Origin of the sequence: Labilithrix luteola, assembly GCF_001263205.1 — a bacterium.
GTDB classification, from domain to species: Bacteria; Myxococcota_A; Polyangia; order Polyangiales; family Polyangiaceae; genus Labilithrix; species Labilithrix luteola.
The window spans coordinates 2,188,659-2,202,645 of the sequence record NZ_CP012333.1; the positions used below are offsets into that span (position 1 = coordinate 2,188,659).

The following is a 13,987-nucleotide window of genomic DNA, read 5'->3' on the forward strand; positions in this document are numbered from 1 at the left end:
GGTCAACGCACGGGGGGCGGCTCGATGGCATTGAGCGTACGGATCGCCGAGCCTCCCGGATAGGAGTAGCTGACGGCGTAATCCGTTCCCCAAACGGCAACGCTGAAGGGGCCGCGACTGTCGAGCTCACGACGACCAGGCCCGCACATGCCCTCTCCGACCTTCTGATTGACGGAGAACGACCTCAGCGGGACGTGGACGTATTCGTATTTTCCCTGCTTACCAATCGGCTTCCAGCCCTCGAGAGCGCCGCCACAATCGAGCGTCACGGGCTCGAAGTCCCCTCCTTCGTGCCGTGCACGGACGACGACCAAGTGGGCATTTCGGTAGTTCGGCTCGACGTACATGCTGTACTTGTCGAGGAACTGCTCCGCGGGGACGACCGAGGTGAACTCGGGATCACCGTCTTCGAGACGGACCGCGTCGAAGCCCAATCCCGTCATGTAGGCGTAGACGCCGATGGGGTGCGCGGCGTCCTGACTCGTGACCACGAACGGCTTGTCCGTGATGAAGAGCGTCGATTCTCCGGCCTTCAACGTGCTCGCCGCGTCGTCCGGTTTGACCGGATCGTAGGTGAGGGTCGTGTCGTCGACCGCGGCGACAATCCGATAGTAGTACTTCTCGGGGAAACCAGAGGCGAGCCGCGTCATGTACGGAGCGACCGCGTACTCCTTTCCCCACGAACGAACGGGAAGAAGCTGGAGTTGCCCCGCATCGCACGCGTCGACCTGTTGTGGGATTCGCATGCACTCGTGTCCGCCGAAGACGGCGAAGTTCTTCTTCGACACGATACGGCTGCCGAGCAGATCTTCCTTCTGCGCGAACTGGAGAACCTCTCCTCGTGAAAGTCGATAGGTGTGCGGAATGCTCTTCTCCGCGGCTTCGACGTCGCGCCCCGCCTCGACAGGCACGCTGCCGAACAGCGTGATCTCGGTGTCGTCCTCGGCAGCGACGATCTGAACAGTCGGCTTGCCGTCGTACTTGACGACGCGCTCCCAGGCGGTGGTCACGACGTAATCGTTCTTCCAGGACGCGAGCGGAAGAAGCAGCGTGGCCGTCGATGCGTACGAACCTGCGCCTCCGAATGGCCAAATGCTGTACGCGGACACAGGCGCGGTCGTCTTGATTCGAAAGGAGGAGCCACGCGCGGTCCCCGCGACGCTCGTATCGGCGGATACGGCGGGAGTGACGCCGCCCGGACACGGGACCCAGTGACTGGGATCCGACCCCACGGCCGTCGGCGATTGGGCGAGAAAGACGATGGCGACGTCGCCGGGTTGGAGCTCCCCGGTGAACGGCTCGTAGGTGACGTTCTCGCCCTCGGTCCGGACGACGCGAATCGAGTCCGCGAGGTCGAGCGGAGCGCCGGCGTACTCGGCCTCGATCCGAACCGGCGTTGGCCAGGTGTTCGCCAGGAACGAGGCGAAGCACGAGCCCGAAGTGTCGAAAAAACGGCTGGGTGGCAACGTCGCGAACTCGCATCCGAGCGAGCTACCGTTGCTCGCTGCGGCGTCGCAGGCCGGCACGCACTGGGTTCCGGCGCAGCCTTCGCCAGGCGCGCACGTGGTGATGACGCGAGACTCGTCGCACCCGTCGACGACGGAGCGCAGATCGCGCGAGCACCGGACCTTCCCTGAACACTCTGGCAGCGAGGTTCCCGCTTCCGGCTCCGGCTCCGGAAAACGAGTCTGTGGATCGTCGTAGCCGTCGCGGCCGTTACCACAAGCGAGCGGCGCTACGACCAGCGCGCCGAGGCACACCAGCAATTGGATAGTCGGATGCTGCTTCATCGAATGGCCTCGGCTTCCGGATGCGCGAGCCAGTCGATGGAACCGCGCCCGAGCTCACCGTTTCCGTTTGCCCCCCAACACTTGATCTCACCGCTGACGAGCAGCGCGCACGTCGACGACCGCATCGTCGCGAAGGAGACGACCTGCCCTCCGAGCCCGGTCACTTCCCGTGGATAATTGGCTCGCGCCTCGGTGCTGGGGTCGACCCCGAGCGTTCCCGAGGAATTGAGGCCCCACCGGAAGAGTCTCCCGGTCGAAAGAAGCGCCCCGCCCTGCGCCAATGCCTCGACGCCTCCGAGCTTCACGTCGACGACCTCCGCTCGCGCCGGCAGATAGAGCGTCTCGTGCACGAATCCGGTGGTCGACCCGAATGCGTCTTGGAGATAGCTCCACCTCGTGACGAGACCGTCGTAACCGACGAACGCGAACGCACCGATCCGTGCGACTCCCTCGATTTCGGCAGGACGGGACGGCGGCTCCGATCCGATCGTGCCGACCGCAAGATGACGGCCGACGCTGGCCAGAATGCCGCCGTCGAGGAGCGCCATGATGGTGTCGCCGCCGGAAAGCTCGTCGCGGTGACCGGCGCCGACGACCACGGCATGCACCGGCGGTCGAAACGTGGAGACCCGCTGGGGAGCGAAGGTCGGGTCGTCGCCGGCGTCGACGCCGAGGCCCGTCATCCATTGGCCCCAGCAATACAGCGCGCGATCGGCCGAGCCGATGGCGCATGCGGTCACGGCCCCGAGCTGGACCTCGTCGACGGGAGGCAGCCCTTCCACACGCGTCGGCGTGAGGAGCCGCGCTTCGCTTGCGGGTCGCCCGAGCTGCCCATAATCATTGCGGCCCCAACAGAAGACCGATCCGTCCGAGGTCCGCGCGCAGGTCCCGAAGTTCGAGCCCACGCTGATTTGCGTCACGTTGCCGAGGCCGCTGACCGGTTGCGGAGTGGCGCTCTCGAGAGCGGACACGAGCCCTCCCCGGCCGAGTGCGTTGTCGCCGGGCTCGACAATCCCGTCGACGCTCTGCGGTGGAGTCATCGAGTCGCGGCCCCAACAGCGAACGGTGCCGTCTTTCACGAGACCGCACGTGTGCTCGCCACCATTGCCGCTGAGCGCGAGGTAACAAGGCTCGACCTTGCACTCGACCTCGAGAGCCTTCGTCCCGCCGTCGTCGACCGGCCGCGCGTCCGCGACGGCATCCGGGGCCCCCGCTTCCGCAGGCGGCGGCGAACCTCCGTCCGACTCGACAGGAGCGCTGTCGACGGTCGCCGACGTACACGACGCAATGATCAGGCATGCGATCGCCGAAGGGAGCAAGAACATCGTCCGGCGTTTCACGGTTGACCTCCGTCACGCGCGACCTTTCGCATAGCTGCGAATCCGGTCTTGGGAGCCGTGACGTCTCCCCGAGCTGCCTGACCGACGATCCAGGCCTCGCCATCGGGGCCCGCCCAAATGCCATTGACCATTCCGGTCGGCAGGTTTCCGAGCTCCGTTCGCACGAGCTCGACGTCCGTTCCGTTCCATTGGTACATCAGGCAACCGTTCGTGAACCAGGCGAGGCTCGGAGAAACGACGAAGCCCGTCAGATTGCTGCACCACTCGCCCTCGGTCACCAGCAATCCGAAGTCCGAGCCTGGCCTTCCAGAGATGACGTCCTTCGAGAAGAGCGGCGCGCTCAGCCCGCCGTCTTCGGCGACCGAAACGAGCCGCAGCTGCGTACGAGTAAAGCCGGGCGCTCCCGTCCACATCCAAAGCTGCCGCTTTTGGTTTTGCTCGAAGCCTTGGAGCCACGTGACTCGCTCGCCATCACCGAGGAGCGCAGACGTCCAAGCGGTTCCGTCGTAATGAGCGACAGCGCCGCGCGCCGATTGCGGGGACCAATCACAACCCCAGGGCGATCTGCAAAGCTCGCCGGCGACGTAGACGTCCTCGGCTCCAGCTCCCCAGATGTTGAAATTGCCAATCTCCGAAGAGAGATCCTCCGCCACGACGAGTCCGGCGTCGGGCTCTTCACGAAGATGCTGGATACGCGATCCGTTGATTCGCCAAATGGCATCCGAGGTGGATGGCACCCAGCTCGCGCCGCCGGTGGAATCGAACGCCTGGAAGCTCGGCGCCCCTCCCCGCACGGTGTAGTGCACGACGAGGCTCGTGCCCCATATCCAGACATCGTCGTGTCCGCTCACCCGGATTCCCTTGAAGGAGAATCGAGGATCCGTTCCCTGGTATTGATAGACGTGCGTCCACGCCTGTCCGTCCCATCGCAGGACGAAGTTCGCCCCCACGGCCCAAGCGTCGTCGACGTTCGCCGCGGACACCGCGATCAGCGGGGCTTGGACCGGCAAGGGGACGTAGCAGAACCCGCCGGAGCTGCAGGTCTGGACGGGACGAGCCGCATCGGCGTCCTCCGGCGGCGCCGTCTCGCTCCCTGCGTCCGAGGGAACGACGGGAGGCAGCGAACCGCCGTCTTCTGCCTGGAGCTCCGGCGTGCTGGATTCCGCGCAAGCGAAGAAGCCGAGCGCCGACAGCGGGGCGACGAGCGCGAGGACGAGAGACCGCGGGTTCATGGTGCGCCTTTCTGCAGGTGCAACACCGTGCCCTGACCGACAATCCAGAGATCCGAGGGCGACGTTCCCCAAATCGAGAAGAGCCTCGGCTTGCTCGGCACGTCGTCGAAGGGTGTGGTGACTTTGTTCAAGCTCGTGCCGTCCCAATGGAGAACGGTGCCCTCTGCGCCGACCATCCACACGTCGTTGGGCGCGAAGCCGAACACGCCATGGAGATCCACGTTCACGGGAGACGGGACGTTGCGGAAGAACTTGTTCGATAGTTCGCTTCGCAACATGCGTCGCGTCGTGCCATGACCACCGACGACCCAGATGGCCTCGCTATCGGCCCATACGCCGGAGGCTACGTCGGTCGTCAGCACGAGTTGCTCCTCGAACTGCCACGAGTCAACGCCTTCCTCGTCCGGCCCGCGGTAGGCGCGGAAGACGCGCCCCTTGAGATGATTGCTCCAGTCGATGCTGGAGCCGACGGCCCAGATTTCGTCGGCGCGAGAAGCGCTCAGCGCCGTGAAGGAGAGCGACTGGTAGGCCGTCATCCCGATCTCGTCGACCACCTCTGGACCACCATCGGCCCACGCTGCGTAGCTCGAGATCCATGGCCCGCTACCGCCACGGAGCTTGGGCGAAAGCCGGGAGAGCAAAACGGTATTGTCGAATCCCGTCACCGCTGCGGGAGGAAGCTCGTAGGAAGGAAACGCGAGCGACGACCAGATCGTCTCCTTCGGCCCCTTCCACGAGGGCGCGTGCCAGAGCCACTTGCCGTCCGCCATCCACACGTCGCCGGAGCGGCCGCTCCAGACGCTTCGGATGGTGTACGGCACCGTTCCGTCGTCGGGCACCAGCGTCGTCTTCTCCCACGTGGTTCCGTCGTAGTGAAGAACGGTGCCCGCGCTTCCCGCGGCCCACACGTCACGAGCGCTCGATCCCCATACCGAAGTGAGGCCGATCGTGCCATCGACGGGAATCGCCGCAACGCACAGTCCCGACGAGCTGCACGTGCCGGGCGAAACCTCCGTGGGTTTCGCTGAGTCAGGCTCGGCGTCGCGCACGCCCGCGTCCTCGGGGGCGGGAGGCTGCTCGGGCGGAAGGTTCGTCCCGCCGTCTTGGGGAGCGACCATCACTTCGACGTCATCGGCACAAGCGACGGCTCCGCCCGCCGCGCCCAGCGCGACGACGATCATCGGAATCCATTTCGCGGAAACGGTCATGATTGGATACCTTCAGTTCGTCGTGGTGCTGCACTCTTGCATCGCGCATTTCCCGTCGATGCAAGCTTGGCCTTCGACGCCCTCGCAGCGAACGCCGCAGGCGCCGCAGTTGTGCGGATCGCGACGGAGATCGGTCTCGCAACCATTGTCGATGTTCGAATCGCAATCCCCCCAATTGGCCGAACACTTGTAGTCACAGATTCCGGTGACGCAGACGGGCCTCCCGTGAGCCGGGTCGGGATCGCCGTTGGGAGTCGCCGCCATCTTCGCGGAGCGCGGGTCGCCGGGGCAGGCGAAGCCGCATGCTCCGCAATTGTCGATATCGTCGCTCAGGTTGAAGCAGCTCGCCCCGCACGGGCAGACGCACGTGGGGCGCTGGTCGACGACCATGCAGTACTCTTCGGCCCCACACTCCACACCGCAGCCGCCGCAGTTTTTCGGGTCGCTGCTCGTGTTCGTTTCGCAACCGTCGCCCGCAGGATCGCTCGCGTTTTTATTGCAATCTGCATAGAACTGGGCGCACATCGGAACGTTGCACGCTCCGCTCGCGCAATCGCGCATCATGTTCCATTCCTCGGGGAATGGCGGTTCCTCGTCCGGGGGACAGACGTTGCCGCATGCGCCGCAGCTATTGGATATCGCGCAGACACACTCCCCCGCGGAGCAGGAGAAGTTCGCGGGACACGCGTGACCGCAGACGCCGCAATTCTGGTTGTCCCTGGTGACGTCGACCTCGCAGCCGTCCTCGGCGAGGCCGTTGCAGTCCATCTTGGCGGTGGTGCATCCGAGCTTGCACTCTCCGTCGATGCACTTGGTGAGGGCGTTGACGGCGCCGAGCTTGGGACAGCGGTTGCCACACGCCCCGCAGTTGTCGTCGTCGGAGCTGAGGTCGACGCCGCATAGGAACGGGCTGTCGGGGCAGGTGACCCGCCCAGGCTGGCACGCGTTCGTCGGGCAGAGCGCGATCTCGGACGTCCCCGCCTCGCCCGCATCTTCCCCGGAGAAACTCGGCGGCGCCGGCGGCTCGGTCGCGACGATGCGCCGGTCGCCCTGGCATGCCTCCAGGAGCAAGAGGAGGAGGCCCGCTGCTACGGCGATAGGACCCCCTGGAATGCCCGCAAACCTGCGCATACCGAGTTAGTGCCTACCTAGGGTCGACCGCGATCACGAGGCCTGCGATTTCTCTCCGAGGCTCGACCACGGCCGGCCCGTGCGAGCCGAGCTCGACCATTCCGGTCCGTCGCTCGTGCTTGAACGGGGGCGAATTCTTCGTTGAACTAGCGATCCTTGCGGCAACCGGCGCATTGGCTCCTCCTCTTGGCGTCGCTGATGACGACCTGTCCAGCGAGGGCCGAGACGCGTCCGGAGATCGGCTCTCAGCGCCCCGTAGGCGAGGCCGTGACGCTCGCTCCTCCGCCGATCCGGACCGATCGTGGCATCCTGCGACGCGAGCAGGTGCTCGGCGGTCTGCCCGTTCTGGGGCGCGGAGTGGTGACGTGGGGCGCGCTCGCCATTCATGACGTCGAGCGCGCGCTGCCTCGCGACGTGCGCCCCGTTCTTTCGCGAAGCGACGCGGTGATGCGAGCGCGACCGTTCTCACGGGCGCCGGTCGACGAGGACGATGCACGACTCGTCGTGCACGCAGGGCGTCGTGGAGGAACGCTCGCTTGGTTGATCGCGCCGCGCCGCACGCACGGGCTTCCGACGGCGCCGCGGGTTGTCGTCGACGCGACGAGCGGTCGAGTGCTCGAAGCGCGTGACCAGATCAAGCACGCCAGCGTGTTCACCTATCCCGAGAATCCAACGCGAACACCGAGTCCCGCGCTCTTGCCGTTGCCATTCGCGACGGTCGGCGACCGACTGTCGAGCTCCGACCTCGTGGCGAGGAGCTGCGTGGATCACGGCGGGACGCGATCGATCTCGCTAGGGGGCGCCCCGCGCGTCATTCGCGTGTGTGGGCTCGAGCAAGTCGCGGTCGCATCGGGCACCGGCGATTTCGTCGAACCGCCGCGCTCCGAGCCGAGGCTTGGTCGAGAGCAGGCCGACGCGTTCGCGGAGGCGTCGGCCTTCTTTCACGCGGCACGCATCCTCGAGTACTTTCGCATTCTCGGCGGTGGCACCGAAGAGCCGAGGCTATCCGAGCGTCCTCTCGATCTCGTGACTTCGCTCCGGATCGCGCCCGGGCTGCTCGAGGGCGACTTCGACCTCGCGGGGCGTCCAGATGCGGAGCTCGTCTCCTATCCCGGCGCATTCTTTCTTCCTGGCGCAGGCGCTTCCGAGGGCGAGACGTTTCGCGCGCTCTACGGCGTTACCCGCGGCACCGTCTGGTTCGGTCAGGGGACCAAGGTCGACTTTGCCTACGATGGTGACGTGGTCGCGCACGAGGTGACCCACGCGCTCATCGATGCCACGCTTCACGTGAGTGGGTGGCGCGTCACCGAGGAGGGGATCTCCGCGGAGCCCGAGGCGATCGGCGAGGCCATCGCGGACTACTTCGCTGCAGCGTCGACGAACGATCCCGTCGTCGGCGAGTACGTGGCGACCGAATCGGCAGCCGCAACGGCGGCGCTGCGTTCGATCGACGGTGACGACGCCTGCCCGCGGTCCATCACGGGAGAGCCGCACGGCGATTCGCGCGTGCTGTCCGGTGCATTGTGGCGAACGCGACGTACGCTCGACGCCTCTAGCCGCAATGCCTTCGACGCTGCGGTGTATCGGGCGCTTTCATTGTCTCCCGGTCGACGCGACCTCGGATTCGAGGAGCTTGCCGTGTTCCTTCGCGCAGCGCTGCAAGCGGAGCTGCCTTCCGCCGAGCCGCTGCTCGCATCAGAGCTCGTTCGGAGCGGAATCCTTCCGCGCTGCTCGTCGATCGTGACGCTCGTACCCGACGCGCCGCTGCGCGCTCCCGTCGGCTGGTTCGCAGCGCCGGGGACCGACGCAACGTCGGAGGTGATCACCCCCGGCATCCTGCAGCTCCGCGTCGAGGTTCCTCCTGGCACCAGCAAGATTGGCCTCGTCTTCGCGGCGCGGCGCGTGTCTCCTCCACTGTTCGGTCGCGAGGGAACACCGTTTCAGCCGGTGGTCCTCGCGTCATGGGACCGTCCCATCCGGTGGAGCCGCGACGCCGCGAACGAGGCGTTGCCGGATGTCTCCGCGCGCGTGACGCCGGAGGGTGAAGCATCACGCGTCGCGGAGCTCGACGTACCGGCGGGCGTTCGCGTTGCTTATCTACAGATCGCCAACGAAGGTGAAGGCGACGGCGCCTATGACGGCCTGACCGTCTCCTTCACCGCCGCCGTTCCTGGCGGCGACATCGATGCGGGCGCCGCGCCGGAGGCGCCGGTGTCGAGCGCCCCGACGGCAATCGGAGCTAGCGGCTCGGGCTGCGCCATGGCTCCGAGCCGAGGCCCGATTCCGATCGCCCTCCTCTTCGGCGTAGCCGCGCTCGGATTCCGGCGACGCCGAAGAGTCTGAGAGAGAGAGTTATCCCCCTCCCATCGGTGTTTTGGATTGCGCGACGCCAAGCGTTGCAAACGTATGGGCCAAGACTCCCGATACGTGGTCCTTCTTGGCGCCGGTACGCGCCAGCGCACTCAGGCCATTGAGTACCGCAAAGAGGTAATCCGCACAGGCTTCCGGGACCACCTCACGAGACAGCCGCCCGCTTGCGACGCTTCGTCTGATGAGGTCCGCAAAGCACGCACGAATGGCGCTGGCGCCGGCTTCGACGACACTTCGAACGCGCGGGTCACTGACGCCAACACCGAACGACGTTTGCACCAGCAAGCATCCGCCAACATCGCGATCCGCCTGGAGCTGGAGGACTCCCTCCATGTACTGACGCAGCTCGGGCAGCTCCGCATCATCACGGAGCAACGGCGTGAGCGATTCCTTCAACAACTGCTCATAGCGATTCAGCACCGCCACGAACAATCCTTGCTTGTCCTGGAATGCATTGTAGAGACTCTGGCGCTGGACTCCGGTGGCTTCGACGAGCTCGGCCATCGAGCAGCCGTCATAGCCGAATCGCCAAAACGCCAGCAGCGCTCGGTCCAATACGTCAGTCCGATTCATGCCTGGGGCCTCACCAATCGACGGTTTCGTCTGTCCCGCCGAACGGAGCCGGAAAACCTTTGAAATGGGGAAGTGAGTCCCTCACCGGTCGAACGGCGAATCGACACTGCATGTGGAAGGCGGGCTGAAACGTCCCCTTCGGCAACAAGCCTCCACTGACGCTGCGAATACCAACCTGGGAAACTTCGGAAAAGAGGCGGGTACCACACTGCGAGCAAGTCGTTCGCGGAGTCCCCTTCAGGGCCCACGAGGTCGGGTTCCCGCGAACGACATTCACATCGTCTTTCGCGAAGACTGCATAGGGCATGTATGCGGCACCATGAACCGCCTGACAGTCATCGCAATGACAGAAAAACTGAGCTTTCGACGGACCATTCAGCTCCACACCGACCGCACCGCAGAGACACTGAATCTCAATCTTTTCGCCTGCCACCATCTTCATCCCCTCCTTCGTTCGAACACGTATTCGAGCAGATTGATGACGTACGTGCTTTGCTCGAAACCCTACTGCGGCGACCACTTCCACGGACCGTGAAGTTCGGGGCCCGCAACCGAGTTGCGCTGTAACGACGCCCACGACGCCCACGTACCCCGCCCACGGCTACCCGCGATTAGGCACGAACGCTTGTTCCGACACGCCCGCTCCCCTGCCGAGCTCACATCCTGTTCGGCGAAGAACGATCGGTCAAGCTTATTTTTAGCGGTTTTGTTCGTCCCTTCCTCTGGCGGCTCGCCGCACGTGACTTGCCGACGGAGGACCCTCGCGCGGCGACGAAACGCGAAAGCGGAGGACCGCACTTGGCGATCTCTCCGCTTCACTCACCGATGTTCAGAGCTCGAACGAACGCCCCTCGTGACTACTGCTGGATGCAGTAGAGGTGCACGTTGGTTCGGTCACAGAACTGCTGGTAGAGGCTGGCCCACTGAGAGGTCGACTGCCACGAGGCGCCAATCTGCGCGGTGCCCGAGGTCGACGTCCAGTTGCTGCAGCCGCCGCTGCCGATTCCGTTGGAGCCCGACCCCGTCCAGACCTCGCCTCCGCTGGTACCGCCATTCTCGTCGACGACGATGGCGGAGGCGTGCGTGCTCGAGAAGAACGCAGCTGCGTCCTTGGCGACGACGGTTCCATTGACCAATTTGTATGCGCCTCCCGGTCGGCTGAGACGCGACGAGGCGGTGGTCGTGCTGTCGGAGAGGAACGCCTTGTACGTGCCCGGCAGACTGGCGGCAGAGGCGAGTGCCTGGCACTTCGCGTCCGCCCCCGCGAGACCGCCGAGGTTGCCGTTGTACGACGCGCTACTCAGGAAGACGAGGATATCCTTGGCTGGGGGAGCCTTGCAGAGGCCTGCCTCGCACTCGCCGCTCGCGCAGTCGGCGGCGACCACGCATTGCTGGCCCGCTCTGCACTTGGTCGCGCAGGATCCGCCGCAGTCGGTATCGGTTTCGTCACCGTTTTGCGTCGCGTCGCTGCAGGTCGGGGCCGAGCACGTGTGGCTCGGGCTGCAGACCTTGCTCGCGCATTGCGCTCCGCTCTCGCACTCGACGCACGTTCCTGCGAGGCAAGTGTCCGAGATGCAATCCGCGCCGCTCTTGCAAGCCTTGCCGCTTTCGCACGTCGCTCCGCAGCTGCCGCCGCAGTCGACGTCGGTCTCGTTGCCCGTCCACGCGCCGTCATCACAACCGACGGAGAGCGGGCGAGCGCACTTGCCCGCGACGCAGAGGAGCGCGTAGGGCCCCCGGCTGCAGTCGGAGTGAGCGGTGCACGTTTGACCGACGCCGCAACGGATGCACGAGCTGTCGCCGCCGCAGTCGACGTCGGATTCGCCGGGGGAAACCTGGCGGTCCTGGCAGCTCGAGGCCACGCAGTACGTGCCGTCGGAGAAGCCGCTCTCGCAGTCCTTGGCGACGGCGCTCAGCGTCCCGGTCTTGCACGGTGCGCACGTGGAGCCGCCGCAGTCGGTGCCCGACTCGTCGCTGTTGCGGATGCCGTCCCCGCAGTGGTTGGCCACGCAGACGCCTTGGCCGGCGCTCGCGTTGCGTTTGCAGAAGCCCGAGGCGCAGTCGGCGGCCGCCAGGCATCCCTTACCGGCGGCGCACTTCGTGGCGCAGGAGCCTCCGCAGTCGATGTCGGTCTCGGAGCCGGAGATGACGCCGTCGGAGCATGGCGTCGCCTTGCACTTGCCACCGCTGCAGCTCGTGCCCGAGTTGCAGTCGGAGTTGACCTTGCACTTCTTCTCCGCCGCGCACGTCTGACATGCGCCGCCGCCGCAATCGACATCGGTCTCGGCAGCGTCACGCGTCCCGTTCTTGCAGAGCGGCGTGCAGTAACCAGGGCCGCGAGCGAGATCCCAGGTCTTCTCGTAGATGCTGAACTGCGTGTTCCACGGCTCGATCGGCCCGATATCGAAGCCCGCGCTCTGACCAGCTTTGCCCGCGTAGCTCGAGCCGGGCGCCTGGACGCGTGCACCAAGCTGGAGACCGAGGTTGCCGTAGAGGCCCACGCTCACCTCCCCCTTCGGCGTGGTCGTCGTCTCGGCGCACTTGGATTCGTAGCTCGCACGAGCGACGAGTGACGCGCGCATACCGACGTTGATGCCCGCCGTGTCGTAGAGCATCGTGTTGATACGCGGGATGAGTCCGCACGTGACGGCAAGGCTTCCGCTGCCGAGCACCTGGACATCGCGGCGCGAGCGTTTGTCGAAGGTCGGCCCGCTCAGCTTCGGGTCCGACCCGCGCTCGTAGCGCGCCGCGAATTTGAACGTGTACGCCTGCTCGAATGCGACCTTGCCCGTGATCGAGGCCTTCGCCTCGAAGCCACACTCGACGTCGACCTGCACCGTGGAGACGAGGACGACGGGGACCGGGCCCGCCATGAGCACGCGCGTCGAAGGCTTCGAAATCCAGATCGGTCGTCGCCAGCCGCCGGCGGGCTTCATGTCGGGATCGCCGAACAGCGACGACCTCGCGCGCGTGAGAGCGTCCTGCGCGAGGTCTGCGTCCTTCTGGAGAGACTCCTCGAGGGCGCTGCCCGCCTTGCCTCCCGCGGAGGAGATCCCGGCCTCGAGATCGAAGTTGAGGCCGACCTTCGCCTCGGCGCGTGCATCGACGTTGACCCAGCTCGCGAAACGACCGGCGTTCTTGTGGAGGACGTTCGGGATCGTCGCCCCGACCTGGAAGCCCGGGTTGACGAGCGCCGACGCGGTGACGTCCGCGCTGCCCTTGATGTAGAGCTCGACGGGATAGCGGCCGCCGCGGAGCTGCTTTTTGTAATTCATATTGCGGAACAGGTCGAACGACCCGCCGCCGCTGATCTCCGGCGACATCGAGATGGAGCCGTTGAAGCTCGCCGGAGTGATCGCGCTGTAGACGTTCTGCGCGACGCTCGCCACCGCCTTGGCCGCTCCGGCGACCGCGCTGAAGAGTTTGCCGAAGAACGGATTGCCGGGCATCCCTTGGAGCTCGTCGACGGGGTAGTCGTCGAGGAGCGGCTCGCCGGGCATGTAGACGTACGGCGAGCTCGTATAGAGGTTCGCGGCCGCCCACTCGAGATCGAGCTTCGACAGATCGACCTCGCTCGACTGCGAGGGATCGTAGGTCGACTGGAAGTCACCGGCGACGAGGTCTTCGAGGCCGACGCTCTCGGTCGTGACGATGATCTTGTCGCCCTCGTCACGAACCGAGACGACTCGTCGCGCGAAGCCGAACGGGTTTTTGCCTGCTCCCTCACCGGGGGCCGAGACGACGACGCGTCCAACGGCCCAATCACGGACCTCGGGGTTCACCGCCGCGAGGAATTCGAGCTCGTCCGGGCGAACGACAACCGTGTCCTGCTGGGATTTGGTGACGGGCTCCACCCACGGTTGAGCGGTGAGGTTGTTGAAGTCAGGCTCGAAGTGGGGATTCCACACGAGGCTCTTGAGGTCTTCCTGACCGTCGGGCGTCGTTGCCGGCGGAGTCGCCGGCCCCGGCGTGCCGGTATCGGCAGGAGGCGCAGCAGGGCCCGAGTGCGGTGGATCGGCGGAGTCCGAGCTGCACGCCACCAGGACGGTGAGACACGGCACGAGGAGACCCATCGCTGCATGACGGCGGCGCGCTATCGGCTTCTTCATCGACTCTCGCATTTCGAAGGGGAGCCAGTTGCTCGCCGCCTGCCCTCCAGGAGACGCGCACACCGGCGAAATGGGATAGGGAATCCGGTAACGGCCCCAACGGCGCGCACCGAGCGTCCGTTCAGGGGCCCGGTTCGATTTGCCGATCAAAGCTGCGGCAACGCGCCAACTCGAAAGAAAGTTGGTCAGCGAGGTAAGGTCACCGCCTGTCCGGCGTCTCAGGTTCAGAAAGGC

At 65.8% G+C, this 13,987-nt stretch carries 9 protein-coding genes; 1 reads left to right on the top strand and 8 read right to left on the bottom strand.

Annotated features, from left to right (window positions below; translation table 11 throughout):
- Positions 1-2: 2 nt before the first annotated feature.
- Genes AKJ09_RS09940 through AKJ09_RS09960 form a run of 5 tightly spaced genes read right to left on the bottom strand, consistent with a single transcriptional unit; the run spans position 3 to position 6,701 of the window.
- The gene (locus AKJ09_RS09940) at positions 3-1,790 is read right to left on the bottom strand and encodes an IgGFc-binding protein (protein ID WP_146646961.1); all 1,788 of its coding nucleotides are present in this window, start codon (positions 1,788-1,790) and stop codon (positions 3-5) included.
- Positions 1,787-3,130, bottom strand: a complete 1,344-nt coding sequence (locus AKJ09_RS09945; RefSeq protein ID WP_146646962.1) for an RCC1 domain-containing protein — start codon at positions 3,128-3,130, stop codon at positions 1,787-1,789. The genes AKJ09_RS09940 and AKJ09_RS09945 overlap by 4 nt, the downstream gene beginning before the upstream one ends.
- Positions 3,127-4,362: a hypothetical protein gene (locus AKJ09_RS09950; protein WP_146646963.1), complete on the bottom strand. Its 1,236-nt coding sequence runs from the start codon at positions 4,360-4,362 to the stop codon at positions 3,127-3,129. Before AKJ09_RS09950 ends, AKJ09_RS09945 begins: the two co-directional genes overlap by 4 nt.
- Positions 4,359-5,570 carry a hypothetical protein gene (locus tag AKJ09_RS09955; RefSeq protein WP_146646964.1) on the bottom strand — a complete coding sequence of 404 codons (1,212 nt, stop codon included), beginning with the start codon at positions 5,568-5,570 and terminating at the stop codon, positions 4,359-4,361. Before AKJ09_RS09955 ends, AKJ09_RS09950 begins: the two co-directional genes overlap by 4 nt.
- A 12-nt stretch (positions 5,571-5,582) precedes the next feature.
- A complete protein-coding gene (locus tag AKJ09_RS09960) occupies positions 5,583-6,701 on the bottom strand; it encodes a hypothetical protein (protein WP_146646965.1) in 1,119 nt (372 codons plus the stop codon).
- A gap of 198 nt (positions 6,702-6,899) precedes the next feature.
- On the opposite strand from AKJ09_RS09960, the gene AKJ09_RS09965 reads away from it, so the two are divergent.
- Positions 6,900-9,044, top strand: a complete 2,145-nt coding sequence (locus AKJ09_RS09965) for a gluzincin family metallopeptidase (protein WP_146646966.1) — start codon at positions 6,900-6,902, stop codon at positions 9,042-9,044.
- A gap of 9 nt (positions 9,045-9,053) precedes the next feature.
- Here the strand turns inward: AKJ09_RS09965 and AKJ09_RS09970 are convergent, their stop codons facing one another.
- From AKJ09_RS09970 to AKJ09_RS52815, 3 genes are all read right to left on the bottom strand, one after another.
- Positions 9,054-9,644 (bottom strand): TetR/AcrR family transcriptional regulator, encoded by a 591-nt coding sequence (locus tag AKJ09_RS09970; RefSeq protein WP_146646967.1) that lies wholly within the window; start codon positions 9,642-9,644, stop codon positions 9,054-9,056.
- 10 nt (positions 9,645-9,654) lie between these two features.
- A complete protein-coding gene (locus AKJ09_RS56045) occupies positions 9,655-10,086 on the bottom strand; it encodes a GFA family protein (protein ID WP_205633663.1) in 432 nt (143 codons plus the stop codon).
- A 415-nt stretch (positions 10,087-10,501) separates the two neighbouring features.
- On the bottom strand, positions 10,502-13,753 hold the full coding sequence (locus AKJ09_RS52815; protein WP_169927415.1) for a DUF1554 domain-containing protein: 3,252 nt from the start codon (positions 13,751-13,753) through the stop codon (positions 10,502-10,504).
- Positions 13,754-13,987: the final 234 nt, after the last annotated feature.